The organism is Streptacidiphilus carbonis, assembly GCF_000787775.1.
GTDB classification, from domain to species: Bacteria; Actinomycetota; Actinomycetes; order Streptomycetales; family Streptomycetaceae; genus Streptacidiphilus; species Streptacidiphilus carbonis.
Genome location: NZ_BBPM01000015.1, coordinates 14,114 through 35,691, shown reverse-complemented (window position 1 = coordinate 35,691; position 21,578 = coordinate 14,114). Strand labels below are relative to the sequence as shown.

The window sequence follows — 21,578 nt, the reverse complement described above, 5'->3', positions numbered from 1 at the left end:
TCAGCCCTTCAGGTACGGCTTGCCGGACGCCGCCGGCGGCCGGGCCAGGCCGCCGAGCGCCGCCACGACGAAGATGGTGACCAGGTACGGGGCCATCGAGAGGAACGCGGTGGGGATCGGCGTGCCCAGCGAGGACAGCGCCAGGTTGAGCTCGGTGGCGAAGCCGAACAGCACCGCCGCGCCCAGCGAGCCGATCGGCGACCAGCGGCCGACGATCAGCGCGGCGATGGCGATATAGCCCTTGCCGTCGCTCATGTCCTTGCCGAACTGGCTGGCCAGACCGAGGGTCAGCCAGACGCCGCCGAGGCCGGAGAGCAGGCCCGCGGTGATGACGTTGCGGTAGCGCAGCCCCACCACCTTGATGCCGACCGTGTCCGCCGCCGTCGGGTGCTCGCCGACCGCGCGGGTGCGCAGGCCCCAGCGGGTGCGGAAGAGCAGGAACCAGACCAGCGGGACCAGCAGGTAGGCCGCGTAGAACAGGATGTTCTGGTTGAACAGCGCCTCACCGATGACCGGGATCTTCGACAGGCCGGGGATGGCGATGGAGTTGAAGCTCGGCGGGCTGTTGTAGGTGGCTCCGTCGGTGGACATCAGCCGGTCGTAGAGGAAGCCGGTCACGCCGGACGCCAGCAGGTTGAGCACCACACCCAGGACGACTTGCTCGATCAGGTAGCGGTTGGCGAAGACCGCGAGCAGCGCGCACATCAGCGCGCCGCCCAGGCAGCCCGCGACCAGGCCTGCCCAGACCGAGTGGGTCATCGAGGCGGTTATCACCGCGGCGAAGGCGCCGAACAGGAACTGGCCCTCGACCGCGATGTTGACCACGCCGGAGCGCTCGCAGAGCAGCGCGCTGAGCGAGCCCAGGATCAGCGGGACCGCCGCGATGGACGTCTGCTGGATGATCGAGGGAACGTTCAGCCCGATGCCGGAGCCGGCCGCCGCCCAGACCAGGAACGCCAGCACGAAGGAGGCGAAGTAGCCCACCGCCAGCCAGCGCTGGACCTTGGCGGAGATCGGGGCGAAGGCCCGGACCAGACCGCAGACGATGGCGATCGACGCCAGCGCGATGGCCACCGGCTCGGCGGGCGCCGAGATCGGGCTCGGGCCGCTGGAGGCGGGGTCGAGCTTGAGGTTGAACAGGGTGTGCGCGTTGTGGGACGTGCGCGAGCCGAGGCCGAAGGCCCACAGGCCGTACAGGCCGATCACGGCCTGGGCGATGCCGCCGATCAGCTTGGACCGGTCGGTCCTGACCACCGGGGCGTCCTCGGTGGACTTGCCGGTCAGGGTGGAAGCGGTGGTCATGCCTGGCCTCCGACAGAGGTGGTGTGGAAGGGATCGGGGCTCGGCGGGGTCGCGGTCGGCGCCGCGCCCTTCTCGATCTTCGTGGCCCGGAGCCGGAAGATCTCCTTCACCAGCCGGGGGGCTGCGACAAAGATGACGATCATGGCCTGGACGACGGTGATGATCTCGATGGAGACCTGTGCCTGGGTCTGCATCAGCGCGCCGCCGGCCTGGAGTGCGCCGAACAGCAGTGCCGCCCAGACCACCCCCCACGGCTTGGTGCGGCCCAGCAGCGCCACGGTGATGGCGGTGAAGCCCAGGCCCGCGTCGATGTTGGGGGCGATCGCGTTGTTGTTGGGGTTGGCCAGACCGATGGTCTGCGTCACGCCGATCATGCCCATCAGCGCGCCGGAGATCAGCATCGAGGCGATCTGCACCCGGCGGACGTTGATACCGGCGGTCCGCGCGGCACTCGGGGTGAGGCCCACGGCCCGCACCTCGAAGCCGAGCTTGGAGCGCTGGAAGAACCAGGCGACGGCGACGGTCGCGAGCAGCGCGAGCAGCAGGCCGATGTCGGTGTTCAGGCCGCTGCCGAAGAGGTGCGGCAGCACCGCGTCCGGGTCGGCCGGCTTGGAGATGGCCTGGCCGGCGTGGGTCGGGTCGTGGAAGGCGCCGGTGTTCAGCAGCCAGCCGCCGAGCAGCAGCAGCGCCACGTAGTTGAGCATGATCGTGACGATCACCTCATGGGCGCCGCGCATGGCCTTCAGCCAGCCGACGATGCCGCCGAACAGCATGCCGCCGACGAGGCCCGCCAGCACGGTGACGATCAGGTGCAGCGCACCGGGCAGCGAGGTGAAGGTGAAGGCCGCGTAGGAGGTGAAGATCGCGCCGATGATGGTCTGGCCCTGGCCGCCGATGTTGAACATCCCGGCCCGGAACGCGACCGAGATGCCCAGGCCGCCGAAGATCAGCGGGGTGGCGTACTCCAGGGTGGTGGTGATCGGCCCGAAGAACTGGGACGGGGTGCCGGACACCGTCGCCGGGTCGAAGATCGCGCCCTTGAACAGCGACGAGTAGGCGCTGGAGATGTCGCCCCAGGCCGAGGAGAGGAAGTCGCCCGGGCTGGCGAAGAAGTAGCCGGCCTTGTCCATCGTCGCGGTGTTGGACAGGACGATCAGCACCGCGCCGACGACCAGCGAGAGCACGATCGCCAGGAAGGTGACCATGGCGCTGTTCTCGGCGGTGAAGACATTGCGGATGACGGTGCCGAGGCTGCGGTCCGACCCGGGGTCGGCGGTCGGCTGCGCCGTGGCGGGCTGCTCGACAGGTTCGGGTGTCGCGGGTGTCCCTGCGGCCGGAGGCGGCGTCTCTTCGGATGAGTTCTGATCCGGGGTGGGCGTGGTCATGAGGTCGCCTCCTCCGTACTGGTCGTGGCGTCGTCGTCGGCGTCAGGGGTGGAGGGGGTGGCACCGGACGGTGCGCCGGCGGCCCCGCTCGCGGTGGCGCCCGTCGCGCCCGCCGTGGTGGCGGAGTCGTCGCCGGTGATGCCAGCCATAAGCAGGCCGATCTCCTCGCGCGAGGTCTCGGGGGAGACCGTGGCGACGATCTTGCCCCGGTACATCACGGCGACCTTGTCGGCCAGCGCGAGCACCTCGTCCAGCTCGGTGGAGACCACCACCACCGGTCGGCCCTGGTCCCGCTCGGCGACGATGCGCTTGTGGATGAACTCCATCGCGCCGACGTCCACACCGCGGGTGGGCTGCGAGGCGACCAGCAGCCGCAGCGGCCGGGACAGCTCGCGGGCCACCACCACCTTCTGCTGGTTGCCGCCGGAGAGCTTGCCCGCCGGGTGGGCCGGGGCGGTGGGCCGGATGTCGAACTCCTCGATCCGGTGCCTGGCGTTCTTCTCGATCTCGGCGAGGTCGATGGACAGGCCCTTGCCGAACGGCGCCGACTTGTAGAGGTCCAGCACCAGGTTCTCGGCGATGGTGAAGTCGCCGACCACCCCGTCGTGCCCGCGGTCCTCGGGGATGAAGCCGATCCCGGTGTCCAGGGCCTGACGCGGCGTCAGCCCCACCAGCTCCTTGCCGTCCAGGCTGATCGAGCCGGACTCGACCGGGGCCAGCCCCAGGATCGCCTCGGCCAGCTCGGACTGCCCGTTGCCCTGCACCCCGGCGATGCCGAGGATCTCGCCCTCGCGGACGGTGAAGGAGACGTCGTCGACGGCGGCGTTGCCGTGCTGGTCCCGGATGGTCAGGTTCTCGACCTTGAAGGCGTCGGCGCCGGGGGTCTTCGGCTGCTTGTCGACCACCAGCCGCACCGAGCGGCCGACCATCAGCGAGGCCAGGTCCTGCTCGCTGGAGGAGGGGGACGCCTCGCCGACCACGGCGCCGCGGCGGATCACGGTGATCCGGTCGGCGATCGCCTTGACCTCTTTGAGCTTGTGGGTGATGAAGACGATGGACTTCCCGGCCTCGCGCAGCGAGTTCATCACCGCGAAGAGGTCCTCGATCTCCTGCGGGGTCAGCACCGCGGTGGGCTCGTCCAGGATCAGCGTCTGGGCGTCGCGCACCAGCGCCTTGACGATCTCCACCCGCTGCTGGACGCCGACCGGCAGGTCCTCGACCAGCTTGTCGGGGTCGACCGGGAGGCCGTAGCGCTCGGAGACCTCGCGGACGTGCCTGCGGGCCCGGCGGCGGTCCAGCAGGCCGAGCGGGCCGGGTCGGGCGCCCAGTTCCGCCTCGTCGCCGAGGATGACGTTCTCGGCCACGCTGAACACCGGGACCAGCATGAAGTGCTGGTGCACCATGCCGATGCCGTTGGCGATGGCGTCGCGGGGGCCGTTGAAGGTCCTGGCCTCGCCGTCGACCAGGATCTGGCCCTCCTCGGGCTGGTACAGCCCGTAGAGGACGTTCATCAGCGTTGACTTGCCGGCGCCGTTCTCCCCCAGCAGGCAGTGGATCTCGCCGGGTTCGACCGTCAGGTCGATGTGGTCGTTGGCGACAAGCGAACCGAATCGCTTGGTGATTCCGCGCAATTCAAGACGCACCTAGGCTCCAACTATTCTTATGGCCCCTCACGCCGCGCATCAGATTGCCGATCGGCGAAAGCTGCCCCGGTCCGGACGGACCACGGGGACAGGTAGGACGGGAAATGAGAACGGGGCGGGCGCGCTGTGCAGCGCGCCCGCTCCAGGGAACTCCTCGGTCAGCCGGCGGTGGGCTGGTTCTTCGAGGTGATCTTGATGGTGCCGCTGACGATGTCCTGCTTGACCGTGGCCAGCTCGCTGGTCAGCGTGGCCGGGACCTTCGACTGGAAGTCGTGGTACGGGGCCAGGCCGGTTCCGTCGTTGGCCAGGGTGCCGATGTACGGGGTGGAGGAGAAGTTGCCCTTGGCCGCGTCGGTGACCGCCGCGGTGACCGCGCTGGCGATGCCCTTGGTGACCGAGGTCATGATCACCGAGGCGTAGGAGGCGTTGGACAGCGCGCCGTCGTCGTCGACCCAGATGGCGTTCAGCTTGCCGCCGCTGGCCTTGGCCTGGGCGAGCGCGCCGATGCCGGTGCCGCCGGCGACCGGGAAGATGATGTCCGCGCCCTGGGCCTGGAAGGTGGCGGCGATCTGCTTGCCGCCGGCCTGGTCGGTGAAGCTCTGGGTCGGGTCGAAGGTGCCGCTCTTCGGCTTGGTCTCGTCCCAGCCGAGGACCTGGACCTTGGTGCCGTGCTTCTGGTTGTAGTACTGCACGCCCTCCCAGAAGCCGTCCATGTAGACGGTCACGGTCGGGTAGTTGGCGCCGCCGAAGGTCGCGACCTTGCCGGTCTTGGTCATCGCCGCGGCGAAGTAGCCGCCGAGGAAGGCGCCCTGCGCGGTGTTGAACTCCAGGCCCTTGATCTGCGAGCCGGTCGACGTGTTGTCGACGATCGCGTAGTCCTGGGTGGTGTTCTTCTTGGCCGAGGCGACCGTGGCGTCGTTCATCGCGAAGCCGACGGTGACGATCATCTTGCAGCTGGCCGAGACGAAGCCGGCGATGTTGCTGGCGTAGTCGTTCTCGGTGGCCGAGGTCGCGTTCTGGACGCTGATGTTCGGGTCGGCCTTGGCCGCGGCCTGCATGCCGGCCCAGGACTCGGCGTTGAAGGAGTGGTCGTCCAGGCCGCCGGTGTCGGTGACCATGCAGGCCTTGTAGGCGGTGCCGGAGGCGGCCGAGCTCGAACCGGTCGCGGCGGACGAGCTGGAGCCCGAACCCGACGTCGCAACAGGCTTCGATCCACAGGCCGTCGCAGTCAGAGCGACCGCTGCCGCTACCGCCACCAGCGCGAGGGGCTTCCTCATCACAGTTCCTCCCGACAAGAGCCCGCGCACCGGTCCGGCGCGGATTGAATGCGACGTTAACGCGCGTAGAACACGATTGTGTCACGTATGCCTGGGCGTTATCAGATCGTCGCAATCCACCCTTGCGGAGTGCGTTTGCGGGCTACCCGACCGCTCCATTCGTCAGATGTTGGAGCATCGCCTGTGCATCATCCCAGCACAAGGGAGGTGAACAGCTCCAGAGCCACGCCGATGGCTCCCTCGTCGGCATCAAAGGTGCCCTGGTGGAGGTCGCGGGAGCCGGACTCGTCCGGGCCGCGGACGCCCAGCCGGGCCAGCGCCCCCGGCGCCTGCTCCAGGTACCAGGAGAAGTCCTCGCCGCCGAGGCTCTGCTCGGTGCCCTCGACCTGACCGGGGCCGAAGCAGCGGTCCATGGCGTCGCTGAGCATCCCCACCGAGACCGCCTCGTTCACCACCGGGGGGACGCCGCGGTGGTAGTCCAGCACCCACTTGGCCCGGTAGGTCTCGGCCACCTGGCCGACCAGCTCCTCGATGGCGCCCGGCGCCTCGCGCCAGCCCGGCAGCTCCAGGCAGCGGACCGTGCCCTCCAGTTCGGCGCGCTGCGGGATGACGTTGGCCGCGGACCCCGCGGCGATCCGGCCCCACACCAGGCTGACGCCCCAGCGCGGGTCCATCCGCCGGGCCAGCAGGCCCGGCAGCTCGACGGCGGCGCCGGCCACCGCGCCGACCAGGTCGGTGGTCAGATGCGGCCGGGCGGTGTGGCCGCCGGGGCCGTCCAGGTGGATCTCCAGCCGGTCGCAGGCTGAGGTGATCGCGCCGACCTTGAGCCCGATCCGGCCGACGTCGACCTTGGGGTCGCAGTGCACCGCGAAGATCCGCTCGACCCGCTCCATCCCGCCGGCCGCGATCACGTCCAGGGCGCCGCCGGGCATGACCTCCTCGGCGTGCTGGAAGATCAGCCGCACCGGGCGGCCCAGCCGCCCCTCGCGCAGCTCCTCGGCGAGCAGCAGCCCGAGGCCCAGCACGATCGAGGTGTGCAGATCGTGGCCGCAGGCGTGGGCGCGGCCGGGGACGGTGGAGCGGTAGGGGACGGTGTCCGGCTTGGCGTCGTCGATCGGCAGGGCGTCGATATCGGCCCGGAAGGCCAGGAGCGGGGCGTCCGCGGCGTCCTGGGGCACAAGGTCGCAGATCAGTCCGGTGCCGCCGGGGAGCACCCACGGCTCCAGGCCGGCCTGCTCCAGCCGGGCCTTCAGCAGCTCGGTGGTGCGGACCTCCTGCCGCCCCAGCTCCGGGTTCCGGTGGAGATCCCGGCGGATCTCGACCAGCTCGGGCAGCAGGGCCTGCACGCGGGCGCGAAAGGGGGAGGAAGGGAGGGACGTCTCTGCGGGGGCGGACGCACCGTCGACTGACTGGCTCATCTCATTGAGCGTACGACCCTGGGGCGGCTGAGGCAGGGGATCGCCGGAATCAATACCGCTGAACGGGGAAGAACCCGCCTTCCCGGCGCTTGGACCGGCTGCCGCTGGGTATGACATATGGTTCGCTCCCCTCCCGCCGAGCCCGGACAATCGTCCAAACGATCGCCTGCCCGCCAGGTCACGGCTGACGCCGGGTGAGCTGGATCACCCGGGGCTGACGCGGAGTCACCCGGCCGGGTTCCCTGCCGTGGCAGGCCGCAGTGTCACCCTCGCCGCCTACGATGATCCCGGCACGGGCACGAGACCGGAGGAGTGACGACATGGCAGGTCAGCAGGGTCAGCAGAGGGAGCAGGTCGCCGTGGTGACCGGCGCCAGCAGCGGGATCGGGGCCGCCACCGCGCGGCGGCTCGCGGCCGAGGGCTTCCGGGTGGTCCTGGTGGCCCGGCGGGCCGAGCGGATCGAGGAGGTGGCGAAGGAGATCGGCGCGGCGGCCACCGCCCAGGTCCTCGATGTCACCGACCGGACCGCGGTGGCCGCCTTCGCGGCCTCGCTGGACCGGGTCGACGTGCTGGTCAACAACGCCGGCGGGGCCTTCGGGGCGGAGTCCGTCGCGGACGGCGACCCGGAGGACTGGCGCCGGATGTACGAGGTGAACGTCCTCGGTGTGCTGCACATGACCCAGGCGCTGCTTCCCGCCCTGCGGGCCGCGGGCGGCGACGGCGCGGACGGCGCGGGGACGGTGCTGGTGCTCTCCTCCACCGCCGCCTTCACCCCCTACGAGGGCGGCGGCGGCTATGTCGCGGCCAAGGCCGGCGCCCACGCCATCGCCGGAACGCTCCGCCTTGAGCTGGTCGGCGAACCGGTCCGGGTGATCGAGATCGCCCCGGGCATGGTCCGCACCGACGAGTTCGCACTCACCCGCTTCGGCGGCGACGCCGCGAAGGCCGCCTCGGTCTACGCCGGTGTGGACGAGCCGCTGACCGCCGAGGACGTCGCCGACACCATCGCCTGGACGGTGACCCGCCCGCCGCACGTCAATGTGGACCTGCTGGTGGTCCGTCCGCGCGCCCAGGCGGCCCAGCACAGGATCGCCCGGAAGCCGTAGCCGACCGGGCGGAGGAGCCCGTTCACCCGTACGAAGCCGTCCCATCATTCGGCGGACAAGGTCTCGACTTAATAGCCGATTCGAGTGAATCCTTATCTCGGGGAAAACGATGCCGCAGACTTGGACAGGCCTTGTCCCGCAAGGGTTCTGCCGGCCCGTACGGCTCTGAGGTCCCACCAGCCCCACGCAACCGGTCCTGTCACTCCACCGTCGGTGCCCATAGAAGAGGGGCATGGCGAACCGCACCAGTCTCCAAGCGCCCTCACCCCGTTCGACCGAGGAGGACCCGCTGACCGGCGACATCCCGGCGCAGCCGAACCAGGACAGCATGCCCCCCGCCACGGCCGCCGCCGGCCTGGCGGCCCCGGCGTCGGCGCTGCCCGCGGGTCTGCGGCGATTCAACGAGGCCGACTTCGGCGCGGCCGAGGAGGCCCTGCTGGCCTGCTGCGGCAGCCGCCGCTGGGCGCTGCGGCTGGCCGTGCACCGTCCCTATCCGACCGTCTCCTCGCTGCTGGCCGCCGCCAGCGAGGCCTCGTACGACCTCTCGTTCACCGACCTGACGGAGGCTCTGGCCGACGAGAGCAGCATGCCGCAGCCGCTGCTGGGGATGCGGGCCCCCGGCAGCCAGGCGGCGCACACCGCGCTGCAGGCGGCCCATGCCGCCTACGAGGCGCGGTTCGGCCATGTGTTCGTGGTGAGCCTGGACGACTGCCCGGCCGAGGAGATGCTGGACCAGGTCCTGGTCAGCCTGCGGGCCAGGCTCGGCAACGACCCAGACGAGGAGCGCAGCACGGCGGCCGAGGAGCTGCGGAGGATCGCCCTGCACCGGCTTGAGCACCTGGTGGCGTCTCACGCCTCGGCGGCAACATGAGACAGCGGGGGTGATCTCCCCCACACGGCCACCGCTGTCGGCGTGTCCCGGCTGACCTGGCCCGGAGCCCGCAGGCACGGGTCCGTCGCAGGCCGCGGCACCGATCCGCGGCGGGCCGGCCATCGGAGCAGGCCACAAAGCCGGGCGGTGGTTGCGCCGGGCAGGGCTGTTTGATCATCCGGTGGACCCCCGGCGGGCTGTCTGCCTGTTCCCGTGGCTACGATGGCCGGGGCCGGTGGACCATACCCGGCCGGGCTGACGACCGACACTGATGCCGGCCGAGCCCCCGCCCCGCTTCCGGAGGGTTGTTCCGTGCCGGCTGGAACGCTTTACCGCGGCCGGGAAGGCATGTGGTCGTGGGTGGCTCATCGAGTCACCGGCGTCCTCATCTTCTTCTTCCTGTTCGCCCACGTCCTCGACACCGCTCTTGTCCGGGTCTCGCCAGAGGCCTACAACAGCACGATCGCGACGTACAAGACCTGGCCCGTCAACCTGATGGAGTACGGCCTGACGGCCGCCATCCTGTTCCACGCGCTGAACGGCCTGCGGGTCATCGCGGTGGACTTCTGGGCCAAGGGCCCGAAGTACCAGCGGCAGATGCTCTGGACCGTAGTGACTGTGTGGGTCGTGCTGATGGCTGGTGCCTTCTACCCGATCCTGCAGGAAACCCTCCGCAACTGGTTCGGGTGAGGCGAGTAATGGCTATTGAAACCACTGGCTCCGTCTCCGGCGTCGAGCTCACCAACGCCGCACCGACGGACCCCTCGGCCTTTCTGATCGAGCCCCCGCGTGCCCGTACCAAGAGGACCGGCCGCAAGTCGCGGACCAACTTCGAGATGCTGGCCTGGCTGTTCATGCGCCTGTCCGGCGTGGTGCTGGTCTTCCTGGTGCTGGGCCACCTGATCATCCAGCTGGTGCTGGACGGCGGTGTCACCAAGATCAGCTTCGCCTTCGTCGCGGGCCGCTGGGCGTCCCCGTTCTGGCAGGGCTGGGACCTGCTGATGCTCTGGCTGGCGATGCTCCACGGCGCGAACGGCATGCGCACGGTCATCAACGACTACGCGGAGCGCGACACCACCCGTTTCTGGTTGAAGGTCCTGCTGGTGACCGCCACGGTGTTCACCGTGCTGCTGGGCACTCTGGTGATCTTCACCTTCGACCCGAACATCAGCTGAGCGCGGACGGACGAGGCAGCAGACTGACATGCAGGTACACAAGTACGACACCGTCATCGTCGGCGCCGGCGGCGCCGGAATGCGCGCGGCCATCGAGTCGACCAAGCGCAGCCGCACCGCCGTGCTGACCAAGCTCTACCCCACCCGGTCCCACACCGGCGCGGCCCAGGGCGGCATGGCCGCCGCACTGGCCAACGTCGAGGAGGACAACTGGGAGTGGCACACCTTCGACACCGTCAAGGGCGGTGACTACCTGGTCGACCAGGACGCCGCCGAGATCCTGGCGAAGGAGGCCATCGACGCGGTCCTCGACCTGGAGAAGATGGGCCTGCCGTTCAACCGCACGCCCGAGGGCCGGATCGACCAGCGCCGTTTCGGCGGCCACACCCGCGACCACGGCAAGGCGGCGGTGCGCCGCTCCTGCTACGCGGCCGACCGCACCGGTCACATGATCCTCCAGACGCTGTACCAGAACTGCGTCAAGGAGGGCGTGGAGTTCTTCAACGAGTTCTACGTCCTGGACCTGCTCATGGCCGACGTCGACGGGGTCAAGCGGACCGCCGGCGTGGTCGCCTACGAGCTGGCCACCGGTGAGATCCACGTCTTCCAGGCCAAGGCGGTCATCTTCGCCTCGGGCGGCAACGGCAAGTTCTTCAAGGTCACCTCCAACGCGCACACCCTGACCGGCGACGGCCAGGCCGCGGCGTTCCGGCGCGGTCTGCCGCTGGAGGACATGGAGTTCTTCCAGTTCCACCCGACGGGCATCTGGCGGATGGGCATCCTGCTCACCGAGGGCGCCCGCGGCGAGGGCGGCATCCTCCGCAACAAGGACGGCGAGCGCTTCATGGAGAAGTACGCGCCCGTCATGAAGGACCTGGCCTCGCGCGACGTCGTCTCCCGGGCGATCTACACCGAGATCCGCGAGGGCCGCGGCTGCGGCCTGGACGGCGACCACGTCTACCTGGACCTGACGCACCTTCCGCCGGAGCAGCTGGACGCCAAGCTCCCGGACATCACCGAGTTCGCCCGGACCTACCTCGGCATCGAGCCCTACACGGACCCGATCCCGATCCAGCCGACCGCGCACTACGCCATGGGCGGCATCCCCACCAACGTCCAGGGCGAGGTGCTCATGGACAACGACACCGTCGTCCCCGGCCTCTACGCCGCGGGCGAGGTGGCCTGCGTGTCGGTGCACGGCGCCAACCGGCTGGGCACCAACTCGCTGCTGGACATCAACGTCTTCGGCCGCCGGGCCGGCATCGCCGCCGCCGAGTACGCCGCCACCGCCGACTACGTGGAGCTCCCGGAGAACCCGGAGTCCCAGGTCGTCGAGCAGCTGGAGCGGATCCGCAACGGCAACGGCAGCGAGCGCGTCTCGGACATCCGCAGCGAGCTGCAGCAGTCCATGGACACCAACTCGATGGTGTACCGCACCGAGGCGACGCTGAAGCAGGCCGTGGCGGACATCGCCGCGCTGAAGGAGCGCTACAAGCACATCTCGGTGATGGACAAGGGCAAGCGGTTCAACACCGACCTGCTGGAGGCCGTGGAGCTGGGCAACCTGCTCGACCTGGCCGAGGTCACCGCCGTGTCCGGACTGGCCCGCAAGGAGTCCCGCGGCGGTCACTTCCGCGAGGACTACCCGACCCGTGACGACGTCAACTTCATGCAGCACACCATGGCGTACCGCGAGGTGGACGCCGATGGGAACACCAGCATCCGCCTGGACTACAAGCCGGTCGTGGTGACCCGCTACCAGCCGATGGAGCGTAAGTACTGATGAGCACCCCCACGATCGAAGACGCACCGCAGGCCGGGAACCCGCACTCCGCCGGTCTGGACGCCGCCGAGTCCGGCAAGGTCGAGCTGATCACCATCACGGTCCGGATCCGCCGGTTCAACCCGGAGGAGCACCCGGACGCGGTGTGGGTGGACTACCAGCTGACCGTCGACCCGAAGATCCGCGTCCTGGACGCGATCAACACCATCAAGTGGGAGCAGGACGGCACCCTGACGTACCGTCGCTCCTGCGCCCACGGCGTCTGCGGTTCGGACGCCATGCGGATCAACGGCAAGAACCGGCTCGCCTGCAAGACCCTGATCAAGGACGTCTCGCCGGAGAAGCCGATCACGATCGAGCCCATCAAGGGCCTCACGGTCCTGAAGGACCTGGTCGTGGACATGGACCCGTTCTTCCAGGCCTACCGCGACGTGATGCCCTTCCTGATCACCACCGGCAACGAGCCGACCCGCGAGCGGATCCAGTCCGAGGAGGACGTGCAGCGCTTCGAGGACACCACCAAGTGCATCCTCTGCGCCGCGTGCACCACGTCCTGCCCGGTGTTCTGGAACGACGGCCAGTACTTCGGCCCGGCCGCGATCGTCAACGCCCACCGCTTCATCTTCGACTCGCGCGACGAGGGCGCGGAGCAGCGGCTGGAGATCCTCAACGACCGCGACGGGGTGTGGCGCTGCCGCACCACCTTCAACTGCACCGACGCCTGCCCTCGCGGCATCGAGGTCACCAAGGCGATCCAGGAAGTGAAGCGGGCGCTGGTCACCCGTCGCTTCTAGGGATTCCGTGGGCGCGGGGAACTGTTCCACAGTTCCCCGCGCCCCTTTTCGCGTCTCAGGACTTGTGGCGAAGGGATCTGACGCCCACTGAGCCGACGACCAGGCCGAGCACCAGGGAGGCCAGGGCGAGGGTGGCGTGGATCCAGAAGTAGGCGGTGGGGCGGGAGTGGTCGCCGCCGGTGAAGGCGAGGCCCTCGCCGTCGGCCCAGAGGTTCTTGAAGAAGGTTGCCCAGATCCAAAGACTCCAGACGCCGAAGGCGGTCAGGAACCAGGAGGCGCGGCGGCTCAGTCTCATGGGGCAAGTATCCCGGCCTGGCATTGGTGTGTTTTTTTCGGGGGGGTGGTTGGGACGGAGGGATCGGTTGGGTACGGTCGACCGGTGCACTTCGATCTCCGTACCGCAGCAGCCGTGTGCTCCACCGCGCTCGCCGTAGGGCTGGTTGGCGCCGTTCCCGCCGCGGCGACGCCCTCGCCCAGGGCGAGCGCCACCGCGGCACCGAAACCGCCGGCCCGGATGTCCACGGTCGGCGGTGAGCGGTTGGGGCTGCCAGGGGTACAGGTGCAGCCGGGCCCGGGGGCGCCCGCGCTGCCGGCCAAGCTGAGCGCGCTGTCCTGGATCGTCTCCGACACCGCGACCGGCCAGGTGCTGGCGGCGCAGAACCCGCACTGGGCGCTGCCGCCGGCGAGCACGCTGAAGACGCTGTTCGCCGACACCGTGCTGCCGAAGATCCCGACCCGGGCCGTCCACAAGGTCACCGACGCGGACCTGGCCGGGATGGGCGAGGGCAGCAGCCTGGTCGGTGTGCTGCCCGGGCAGACGTACAAGGTGTCCGACCTGTGGCTCGGCGTCTTCCTGCGCTCCGGCAACGACGCGGTGCACGTACTGGCCTCGATGAACGGCGGGGTGGCCGCGACCGTTGCGCAGATGCAGGCCCAGGCCGCCAGGCTGGGCGCGAACGACACCCATGTGGTCTCGCCCGACGGCTACGACATGCCGGGGCAGGTGTCCTCGGCGTACGACCTCAGCCTGTTCGCGCGGGACGGCTTGAAGAACGCGGACTTCGCGCGCTACGCCGGGACCTGGAAGGCCGAGTTCCCCGGTGGGCCGAACACCAAGGGCAAGCCGTTCGAGATCGACAACACCGACCGGATGCTGATGGGCATCGACGGTGTCCCCCGCTACGACGGCCTGATCGGCGTCAAGAACGGCTACACCACCAACGCCGGGAACACGCTGGTGGTGGCGGCCCGGCGGGGTGACCGGACCATCATGGCGACGGTGATGAATCCGCAGGACCGTGAGCTGAACGCGGTCTACGCCGAGGCCAGGGAACTGCTCGACTGGGGCTTCGCAGCCGACGGCAGGGTCACCCCGGTCGGCAGCCTGGACGGTGCCGCGGCTGTACCCTCCACGGCGCCGAAGGCCGGGACCGCCGGAGACTCGGTGTCGGCGCCGTCCAGGGCCGCGCGGGTGTCGGTCGGCGCCTCGGGTTCGTCCGGGCTCGGAGCGGTGGGGTGGGCCGGGGCGTCCGGGGCAGGGCTGGTGGCGGTCGCCGTGGCGGCGGGCGGCGGGCTGGTGCTGATGCGGCGGCGACGGTATGCCGCCAAACGGCGGCGGCAGGCGCTGCCGCGGGTGTAGGTGTCGCCGTCTCCGGCTGCGGCGGGCTGCATGGCTGGTGGCGCAGTGCCCCGCGCCCCTGGGGGCTGCAACTGAACCACGGTGGGTCAGTTGCACCCACCTCAGGGGCGCGGGAACTGCGCGATGAGCCATGCAGCCCGTTGCACCCTAGTTCGGGTCGCTCGCTGCGTCGGAGTCGGCGGCAGCCGCGGCGCTCTGGGCCGCGTCGACCTGCTGCTGCATCTGCTGGACGGTGCTGCTGGACACCCCGGAGGGCGTGGCCGACGGCGCCGGGGTGTGGGAGCAGGCGCCGAGCGCGAGTACCGCGATCAGCACTGCGGGCCAGACCAGGTGACGGCGTGTCACTTCGCGCCGCCGAGGTGGTTGGCGGTGCACCAGGTCTCCACCTGCTTGAGATCGCTCTGCCGGGTGGTGAGGGTGCCGACCATGTTCTGACGGGCGGTCAGCCGGTTGTTGAGGTAGGTCTCGATCGCCGTGTCGCCGGCCGCCTTGGCGACACCCACCCGCTTCTGCAGGCGGGCGATGGAGCCCCGCTCACTCGCGGGTCCGTGCAGTCGGGCCAGCGCCCGGGTGATCCGGGCGTCGACCTGGGGGGCGCGGGTGCAGACGGCCTTGGCCTCCCGCTGGGCGGGGGGCTGCGCGGCCGCCGAGGCCGGGGTGCCGGCGCCGATCAGCGCTCCGACGAGGGCGGTCCCGGCGAGGGCCGAGGCGAGGGTCGCGCGGCGGATGGGCATGGCAGGTCTCCTCCACAGGGTCGGGGCGGCGGGTGACGTCCCTTCTGCGGGGAGCCTAGGAACCCTCTTTGTGGAAACGTTGTGGCTTCCCAAGAGGCCTTCGGCAGCCCCAGGACCCGTACCCAGCGCCCGGTCCCTGGCCGCCCAGGCCGCCGCCTACCGGGCCTACGCGCAGCGCAAGGACGCCGGCGAGTTCGGCCACACGCCGCGGGTGCAGTCGATGCGGATCACCATCGAGGGCGGCGTCAGGGTCTACCAGGCGCTGGCCGAATGGGCCCGCTGGGCTGCGGAGTACCGACTGCCCGGTGCCGGGCCGGAGGAGTGACCGCCTCAGCCCTCGGCGCTGAGCCAGTCCCGGCGCAGTTGCAGGGTCGGCGCCGAGGCGGCCAGCGGGAGCCGTAGCTCGGCCAGCGCGCCGGGGGTGCCGGGCGGCGGCTCGGTGAAGCGGACGGTGCCGCGGTGCAGGGCGGTCTGCTGGGCGACCAGGGTCAGCCCCAGCCCGGAACCCGGGCTGTCGGGGCCGCGTCGGAAGCGGTCGAAGACCGAGTCGCGGAGGTCCGGCGGGATCCCCGGGCCGTGGTCGGCGACGGTCAGCACCGCGTCGGTGCCGACGCGGCCGAGCGCCAGCTCGATCCGGGCCGTGCCGTCCGCCGAGCGGCCGTGCACCAGGGCGTTGGCCAGCAGGTTGTCCACCGCCATCCGCAGGCCCGGCTCCCAGCCGTGCATCCGCAGCGACCCGGCCGAGGAGCGGACCGTGATCAGGGCCCGCGGATCGCGGCGGCGTGCGTCGGCCGCCGCCGACTCCACCAGGTCGCCCAGGTCCACCGGGCCGAAGGCGTCCTGCTCCACCAGGTCGCCCTGGGCCAGCGCGCGCAGCGCGGTGAGCGTGCCCAGCAGCCGGGCGTGCTCGGCCTGCAGGTCGGCCAGGATCTCGGCACGGTCCTCCGGGGCCAGCCCGGGGTGCTCGGTGAGGACGTCCAGATTGGTGCGCATGCTCATCAGCGGGGTGCGCAGCTCGTGCGAGGCGGAGGCGGCGAAGGCCCGCGCCGTCGCCAACGCCTCGGCGGTGCGGGCCGCCTGCTCGTCGTAGCGCTGGAGCACCGACTGCAGGGTTCCGGCCAGCTCGTCCACCTCGACCACCCGGGTCGGCCGCTCGGCCAGCCGCAGTCTGGTCGCCGGGTCGTCCGGGTCGAGCCCGCTGGTGCGGCGGCGCAGCTGCCGCAGCGGACCGGCGGCGCGCTCGGCGACCAGGTAGGCGAGCAGCCCGCCGAGCGGCGCGGCGACCAGGGCGATCAGGACGATCCGGCCGCGCACGGTCCGCACCTCGCGCTGGACGGCCGAGGCCCGGGCGAACAGCCAGAGGGTGCCGCCGGGTTGCGCGGCGGTGCCGGGGATCGGCTGTGCCAGCGCCCGCCAGGCGGTGCCGTCGCTGCCGGTGACGGTCCGCACGGCGGTGGTGGCGGTGACGGCCGGCAGCGGGTCGGCGGCGGCGGGCTGGGCGCCCTGGCTGAGCAGTACGGTGCCGTCGGCGGCGGTCAGCCGTACCCCGACGTCCAGCGCGGCCGCGCCGAGCCGGCTCTGCTGGTTGGCCTCCTGCCGCAGCCGGCCCGCGTCGGCGGCGTGCAGTTCGGTGCGGGCGTACGGGAGCGCGGCGGCGGCCCGGTCGCGCAGTTGCCCGTCCTGTCCGGCCCGCAGGTCCCGGCCGACCAGGCCGAGCAGCAGCAGCCCGGCCAGCAGCACCAACACCGGCACGATCACCGCGGTGACCAGGGCGATCCTGGTGGCGAGCCTCACTCGGCACCACCCTGGGGGGCCGGCTGGTCCGGCTGGTCCGGCAGGTCCGGCAGGTCCGGCTTCAGCACGAAGCCGACGCCGCGGACGGTCTGCACCAGCCGGGGGCGGCCGCCGGCCTCCAGCTTGCGGCGCAGATAGCTGACGAAGGTGTCCACCACATCGGTGCGGACGTCGAAGTCGTAGCCCCAGACCCGCTCCAGCAGTTGGTCCCGGGTCAGCACCAGCCCGGCGTTCCGGGTCAGCACCTCCAGCAGGTCGAACTCACGGCGGGTCAGTTCCACCGGGTCGCCCCGGTAGCGGGCCTCGCGGGTGGCCGGGTCCACGGTGAGGCCGCCGACGGCCAGCAGCCCGGTGGCGCGCGGCGGCCTGCGCCGCAGCAGCGCGTGCAGCCGCAGCACCAGTTCCTGCAGGGCGAACGGCTTGACCAGGTAGTCGTCGGCGCCGGCCTGCAGTCCGGCCAGCCGGTCCTCCAGCTGGTCCAGCGCCGACAGCATCAGCACCGGGGTCTCGTCGCCCCGGTCGCGCAGCCTGCGGCAGACGTCGGTGCCGGACAGGTCGGGCATGGAGACGTCCAGCACCAGGACGTCCGGCGGCGCCTGGGTCAGCGCGTCCAGCGCCGCGAGGCCGCCGGCGGCGAGGGCCACCGTGAAGCCGCTCAGCCGCAGCCCCCGTTCCAGGGACCGCCTGATCGCCGCGTCGTCGTCGACCACCAGCACCCTGCCGTGCCGCTCCGCCATCGCCGGTCCCTGTGCCTTCTCTCTCGGCGTCACCGCCCCGCTGGGTTACGGGGCCACTGTCCCAGACCCGGCCTATAGTGCAAGCACAGGAGGGAGGCGCTGATGAGCGTGACCGATGATCGGCTGCTCCGGTTGCACCGGGACATGGAGCCGATTCCCGGATTGTCCGTCGAACTGATCAACAACCGAATCATCATGACGGCGATGCCCAAGGCCTTGCACAATCGCATCGTCGACCTGGTTCGTGACCAGTTCTCCACCGAGGACTACGACCGCTGGTCCACCATGGCGATCGCCCCCGACCGGCCGGAACGACCGCCCGGATCCTGATCTCTTCCTCACCGACACCGACGTGGTCGAGGGCAATCCCGGCGAGATCCTTCCGCCCTGGTCCTGTTCGTCCTGGAGGTCGTCTCCGACTCCGGCAAGCGGATGGATCACCACGACAAGCGGGAGCTGTACGCAAGGGGGTCGATCCCGGTGTATCTGGTGGTCGATCCGACCACTGGCATGTCCACCGTCCACTCGCGGCCCGATGTGGGCGCCGGACGCTATCTTGAACCCGCCGACCATCCCTTCGGTGAGGCGGTTCCACTGCCGCACCCGATCAGCAGGCCGCTGGTAACCGACCGGTTCCGCCGCTACACCTGACGCCTCCTCAGTCGGTTCAGGCACCGGGTGGCCAACGAACCGAAGGCCGTCCCCGCCAGGAAGGCAAGGGCTCGCCTCGGACTGCGGTGCTCGACCGCCGGGGCCGCCGAAGGCGCTTCCGGCGGAACCGTCGGGCTTCCGCTGCCGCCGGCCTCGGTCCAGGCTTCGGCCGCGCGGTCGCGGGCCCTGGCGCGGGCGGCGTCCGGGTCGTCGGTGGCGGTCCACGCGACGCAGAAGAAGAGCCAGCGGAAGATGAAGTTGATCCACAGCAGCAGCGCCACCGGGGTGCCGAAGGCGCCGTACATGCTCTTGGCGGCGACATTGCTGAGGTAGGCGGAGAGCAGCTGCTTCAGCAGTTCGAAACCGACCGCGCCCAGCAGCGCGCCCTCGACCACCGCGCGTTTGCGCTGGTCGCCGATGCGGGGCAGGCCGACCAGCAGATAGGCGAACATCAGCGTGTCGGCGCCGACCGCGATCAGGAAGCTCGCCGCCGAGAGCAGCGCCCGGCCCCAGGAGGCGCTGTCCACACCGAACCAGGACGCCAGCTGTCCGGCGAGGGCCGAGGTCGCGGCGGAGGCGGCGATGGACACCGCGGCCACCGCACCGAGGCCGATGAGCACGCCCACGTCCAGCGCCTTGCGCAGCACCGCGTTGCCGGGTTCGACCGGCAGCCGCCACACGGTCCGGATGGAGACCCGGGTGGTGTCCACCCAGCCGAGGCCGGAGACCAGCAGCAGCGTCCCGCTGATCCCCCCAACCGTGCCGGCGTTGCGGACCAGCGAGTCCAGGTCCAGGGACTGCGACAGCGAGGGGATCTGCCGGGCGACGGCGCTCTGGATGTCGGCCACCCGCCCGCTGCTCAGGGTGGCCGCGGCGATCGCCATGGCCACGGTGAGCAGCGGGAACAGCGCCAGGAAGCCGAAGAAGGTGACCGCACCGGCCATCCGGTTCGAACCCGCCTCGTTGAAGTGCTCGAAAGCCAGGTAGGCCCGGCTCCGCAGCACCCAAGCCACGAGCGGCCCGACCACCGGCAGCCTGGTCAGCCAGTCCATCGCGGGTTCGCCCCCGGAGGCTGGACCATCGATCCTTGCATGACCAAGAACGTACCGCTCCGACCGGTCGATTCCGGTCATATTCGTTACTTGTCACGCACCGCCGTGGTCGTCGGAGCAGCGGCGGCTGCCGCCAGGTGCGGACGGACAGCAGAGCGCGGACCAGCCTGGCGGGACACGCGATCCGACGGACCCTGTACCGGCCCGTTCCGGTGCATCCACAGGAGGGGCAGACCCACCACGGGAGGATCCAGACCAGGACCATCAACCCGCTCTGCCGGCATCGTCCATCTCCCTGACGTCCAGACGTGCCGATTGCGCGGCCTGGGTCCTACGGCTGGCGCAGAAGTACCGGCTTGTCTCGCTCGCGGCCTGGGCACGGCCGTGGCCCGACAGCATCAGGCTGTACGAGACGTACTGCGTGGTGTCGGGCGACGCCCGCCCGGTGACCGCAGTCAGCTGGACGAGCGCGAAGACAGCCGCGATCAGACAGAACCACACCGGAAGTCGTCCCCCGCCACACGACAGGAAGGCACGCACACGTCGCACGGAGTTCTTCAACACGGTTCAACACCTCGCCTGCGCGGCCATCAGTTCGTCGACGCCGGTCGGGCCAGAACACCGATTCGGGGATCGGCCGGTGAATCGATGTCCGGCAAGGAATTCTCCATCAATTCTGCTCCACTATCAAATAACGGCAGAATAGTGCGGAAGCAGCGCGGACGCCGACCGCGGGGACCCTCATGAAGTCGCAATTACACGGCCTAGCTCATATCTCTCGGCATGCGCTCGGAGTCGGTTTCACTCGTCCTGATGATCCGCTGTGCGCGGCCGTCACCGGGGCGCGTCCGGGTCGTTCCGATTTCATGAGACTGCTTTTCCTCAGGTCCCGGCCGGCCGGGACGGCGCGATTTCTCGCCGCCGCCGCCGCGCTGGTCGCGCTGCTCCTGAAACTGGACATCGCCGCCCATACGGTCGGCTCCGCGGATGCCCAGTTCTTCCACGGGTTCAGCAGCGCGATCCTCCGACTGGGGCCCTACCGGGTGTACGAGGCCCGGTTGCCGAGGCATCTCCCGGTCTACAACCATCCGCCGCTCACCGGCTGGGTGCTGCTGGCGCTGGGGCATCTGGCCAGGCACGGCATCGCCTTCACCACGCTGATCCGGATCCCGCCCTGCCTGGGCGACCTCTGCTCGGCGCTGCTGGTCTTCGAACTGATGCGGCGTCGGCAGCGGCCGCTGACCGCACTGGGGTGCTCGGTCGCCGTCTCCGCCAGCCCGGTGCTGGTCACCGTCTCCGCGTACCACGGCAACACCGACTCGCTCTGCGTGATGTTCGCGCTGGCGTCGGTGCTGCTCCTGGTCGACCTGCGGTCGCCGGTCTGGGCCGGGGTGGCGGCGGCGCTGGCGGTGAGCGTCAAGCTGCCCCCGGTGGTCGCGCTCCCACTGCTGCTGGTGGGCGCGTTCCGGATCGGCCCGGGCACCGCGCGGCGCTTCCTGGCCGGTCTGCTGGCGACCCTGGCAGTGCTGTGGGGCCCGGCCCTGGTGCTGGCGCCGCGCGGGCTGCTGAATCATGTGCTGGAGTACCAGGGCGGCGGCGACCGCCAGTGGGGAATGCTGCAGGCCGGGCGGTGGCTCGGGGTGCCCAGGCCGGTGCTGGACTTCCTCTACGGCAGCGGCCATCTACCGGTGGTCGCGCTGGTGATGGCCTTCGGCGCGGTGCTGGCCTGGAAGCGGCCGCAGGAACTGCCCGCGATCACCGGGCTCACCGTGTCCGCACTGCTCTTCCTGTCGACCGCGAGCGGGGTGCAGTACCTGGCCTGGGCGGCCCCGTCGATGCTGGTCGTGGGCCTGTGGCCGGGGCTCTGGTACAACGTCCTCGGCGGTTCGCTGCTGGTGCTGATCTACACCCGCTGGAGCGGAGGCTTCCCCTGGCACCAGGTGCATGTCACCAGGTGGAGCGACGGCGAACTGTTCCTCGGGCTGCTCACCTGGACCGTGCTCGGCCTCGGGATCGGCTACGGCGCCTGGCAAGTCCGGCAGGCCGGGAGCGCGGCCCTGCCGCAGCCCCGGCCCGACACGGAGTCCGTGGCCGAAGCCGCAGGATCCACCCCGCCCGGCAGGGAGCAGGCGACCGCCTGAACGATCGCGAATCCCGGCTCCCCGCGGTTTCGCATTCGCCATCACGGGGCCCACCTTCGCATTTCCCATCCGACGC

At 70.6% G+C, this 21,578-nt stretch carries 22 protein-coding genes and 1 pseudogene; 11 read left to right on the top strand and 12 right to left on the bottom strand.

The window, feature by feature from the left end; translation table 11 throughout:
- The 5 genes from TR46_RS13985 to TR46_RS13965 all read right to left on the bottom strand — a co-directional run bounded on the left by TR46_RS13985 (nt 1) and on the right by TR46_RS13965 (nt 7,025).
- Nucleotides 1–1,302 carry an ABC transporter permease gene (locus TR46_RS13985; protein ID WP_042399625.1) on the bottom strand — a complete coding sequence of 434 codons (1,302 nt, stop codon included), beginning with the start codon at nt 1,300–1,302 and terminating at the stop codon, nt 1–3.
- Nucleotides 1,299–2,687 carry an ABC transporter permease gene (locus tag TR46_RS13980; RefSeq protein ID WP_084718466.1) on the bottom strand — a complete coding sequence of 463 codons (1,389 nt, stop codon included), beginning with the start codon at nt 2,685–2,687 and terminating at the stop codon, nt 1,299–1,301. Before TR46_RS13980 ends, TR46_RS13985 begins: the two co-directional genes overlap by 4 nt.
- On the bottom strand, nt 2,684–4,330 hold the full coding sequence (locus TR46_RS13975) for an ABC transporter ATP-binding protein (protein WP_042399622.1): 1,647 nt from the start codon (nt 4,328–4,330) through the stop codon (nt 2,684–2,686). Before TR46_RS13975 ends, TR46_RS13980 begins: the two co-directional genes overlap by 4 nt.
- A 158-nt stretch (nt 4,331–4,488) precedes the next feature.
- A complete protein-coding gene (locus tag TR46_RS13970; RefSeq protein WP_052432785.1) occupies nt 4,489–5,607 on the bottom strand; it encodes a BMP family lipoprotein in 1,119 nt (372 codons plus the stop codon).
- A gap of 188 nt (nt 5,608–5,795) precedes the next feature.
- Nucleotides 5,796–7,025, bottom strand: a complete 1,230-nt coding sequence (locus tag TR46_RS13965; RefSeq protein ID WP_052432784.1) for an amidohydrolase — start codon at nt 7,023–7,025, stop codon at nt 5,796–5,798.
- 320 nt (nt 7,026–7,345) lie between these two features.
- Here TR46_RS13965 and TR46_RS13960 point away from each other — a divergent pair, with 320 nt between their 5' ends.
- The 6 genes from TR46_RS13960 to TR46_RS13935 all read left to right on the top strand — a co-directional run bounded on the left by TR46_RS13960 (nt 7,346) and on the right by TR46_RS13935 (nt 12,754).
- Nucleotides 7,346–8,131, top strand: coding sequence for an SDR family NAD(P)-dependent oxidoreductase (locus tag TR46_RS13960; RefSeq protein ID WP_042399614.1), 786 nt, complete (start codon nt 7,346–7,348; stop codon nt 8,129–8,131).
- Between the two features lie 328 nt (nt 8,132–8,459).
- The gene (locus tag TR46_RS13955) at nt 8,460–9,002 is read left to right on the top strand and encodes a 2-oxo-4-hydroxy-4-carboxy-5-ureidoimidazoline decarboxylase (protein WP_042399869.1); all 543 of its coding nucleotides are present in this window, start codon (nt 8,460–8,462) and stop codon (nt 9,000–9,002) included.
- A 312-nt stretch (nt 9,003–9,314) separates the two neighbouring features.
- Nucleotides 9,315–9,692 (top strand): succinate dehydrogenase, cytochrome b556 subunit, encoded by a 378-nt coding sequence (gene sdhC / locus TR46_RS13950; RefSeq protein WP_042399611.1) that lies wholly within the window; start codon nt 9,315–9,317, stop codon nt 9,690–9,692.
- Between the two features lie 8 nt (nt 9,693–9,700).
- Nucleotides 9,701–10,177, top strand: a complete 477-nt coding sequence (locus TR46_RS13945) for a succinate dehydrogenase hydrophobic membrane anchor subunit (RefSeq protein ID WP_042399609.1) — start codon at nt 9,701–9,703, stop codon at nt 10,175–10,177.
- 28 nt (nt 10,178–10,205) lie between these two features.
- Complete coding sequence (sdhA, locus tag TR46_RS13940) at nt 10,206–11,960, top strand: succinate dehydrogenase flavoprotein subunit (RefSeq protein ID WP_042399606.1); 1,755 nt, start codon at nt 10,206–10,208, stop codon at nt 11,958–11,960.
- A complete protein-coding gene (locus tag TR46_RS13935) occupies nt 11,960–12,754 on the top strand; it encodes a succinate dehydrogenase iron-sulfur subunit (protein ID WP_042399603.1) in 795 nt (264 codons plus the stop codon). Before sdhA ends, TR46_RS13935 begins: the two co-directional genes overlap by 1 nt.
- 55 nt (nt 12,755–12,809) lie before the next feature.
- On the opposite strand, the gene TR46_RS13930 is transcribed toward TR46_RS13935, so the two are convergent.
- Entirely contained in the window at nt 12,810–13,049 is a 240-nt protein-coding gene (locus TR46_RS13930; protein WP_042399600.1) for an SCO4848 family membrane protein, read from the bottom strand.
- Nucleotides 13,050–13,133: 84 nt separating this feature from the next.
- On the opposite strand from TR46_RS13930, the gene TR46_RS13925 reads away from it, so the two are divergent.
- Nucleotides 13,134–14,393, top strand: a complete 1,260-nt coding sequence (locus TR46_RS13925; protein WP_063770590.1) for a D-alanyl-D-alanine carboxypeptidase family protein — start codon at nt 13,134–13,136, stop codon at nt 14,391–14,393.
- A 147-nt stretch (nt 14,394–14,540) separates the two neighbouring features.
- On the opposite strand, the gene TR46_RS41040 is transcribed toward TR46_RS13925, so the two are convergent.
- On the bottom strand, nt 14,541–14,738 hold the full coding sequence (locus TR46_RS41040) for a hypothetical protein (RefSeq protein ID WP_152626460.1): 198 nt from the start codon (nt 14,736–14,738) through the stop codon (nt 14,541–14,543).
- Nucleotides 14,735–15,127, bottom strand: a complete 393-nt coding sequence (locus TR46_RS13920) for a hypothetical protein (RefSeq protein WP_042399594.1) — start codon at nt 15,125–15,127, stop codon at nt 14,735–14,737. Before TR46_RS13920 ends, TR46_RS41040 begins: the two co-directional genes overlap by 4 nt.
- Nucleotides 15,128–15,197: 70 nt before the next feature.
- Between TR46_RS13920 and TR46_RS13915 the strand changes: the two genes are divergently transcribed.
- Entirely contained in the window at nt 15,198–15,452 is a 255-nt protein-coding gene (locus tag TR46_RS13915) for a hypothetical protein (protein ID WP_174505121.1), read from the top strand.
- A 5-nt stretch (nt 15,453–15,457) separates the two neighbouring features.
- Here TR46_RS13915 and TR46_RS13910 read toward each other — a convergent pair whose 3' ends face one another.
- Entirely contained in the window at nt 15,458–16,921 is a 1,464-nt protein-coding gene (locus TR46_RS13910; RefSeq protein WP_042399591.1) for a sensor histidine kinase, read from the bottom strand.
- Nucleotides 16,918–17,658 carry a response regulator transcription factor gene (locus TR46_RS13905; RefSeq protein ID WP_042399588.1) on the bottom strand — a complete coding sequence of 247 codons (741 nt, stop codon included), beginning with the start codon at nt 17,656–17,658 and terminating at the stop codon, nt 16,918–16,920. Before TR46_RS13905 ends, TR46_RS13910 begins: the two co-directional genes overlap by 4 nt.
- 102 nt (nt 17,659–17,760) lie before the next feature.
- On the opposite strand from TR46_RS13905, the gene TR46_RS13900 reads away from it, so the two are divergent.
- Nucleotides 17,761–17,988, top strand: coding sequence for a hypothetical protein (locus TR46_RS13900; RefSeq protein ID WP_042399585.1), 228 nt, complete (start codon nt 17,761–17,763; stop codon nt 17,986–17,988).
- Nucleotides 17,989–18,027: 39 nt separating this feature from the next.
- Nucleotides 18,028–18,309, top strand: a pseudogene (locus TR46_RS13895) (Uma2 family endonuclease); the annotation flags it as partial.
- On the opposite strand, the gene TR46_RS13890 reads toward TR46_RS13895, so the two are convergent.
- The gene (locus tag TR46_RS13890; protein ID WP_042399582.1) at nt 18,300–19,361 is read right to left on the bottom strand and encodes a YihY/virulence factor BrkB family protein; all 1,062 of its coding nucleotides are present in this window, start codon (nt 19,359–19,361) and stop codon (nt 18,300–18,302) included. The pseudogene TR46_RS13895 and the gene TR46_RS13890 overlap by 10 nt on opposite strands.
- Nucleotides 19,362–19,625: 264 nt before the next feature.
- Nucleotides 19,626–19,925 carry a hypothetical protein gene (locus TR46_RS13885; protein ID WP_152626459.1) on the bottom strand — a complete coding sequence of 100 codons (300 nt, stop codon included), beginning with the start codon at nt 19,923–19,925 and terminating at the stop codon, nt 19,626–19,628.
- Nucleotides 19,926–20,227: 302 nt separating this feature from the next.
- Here TR46_RS13885 and TR46_RS13880 point away from each other — a divergent pair, with 302 nt between their 5' ends.
- A complete protein-coding gene (locus TR46_RS13880) occupies nt 20,228–21,502 on the top strand; it encodes a glycosyltransferase family 39 protein (RefSeq protein ID WP_052432781.1) in 1,275 nt (424 codons plus the stop codon).
- Nucleotides 21,503–21,578 lie beyond the last annotated feature (76 nt).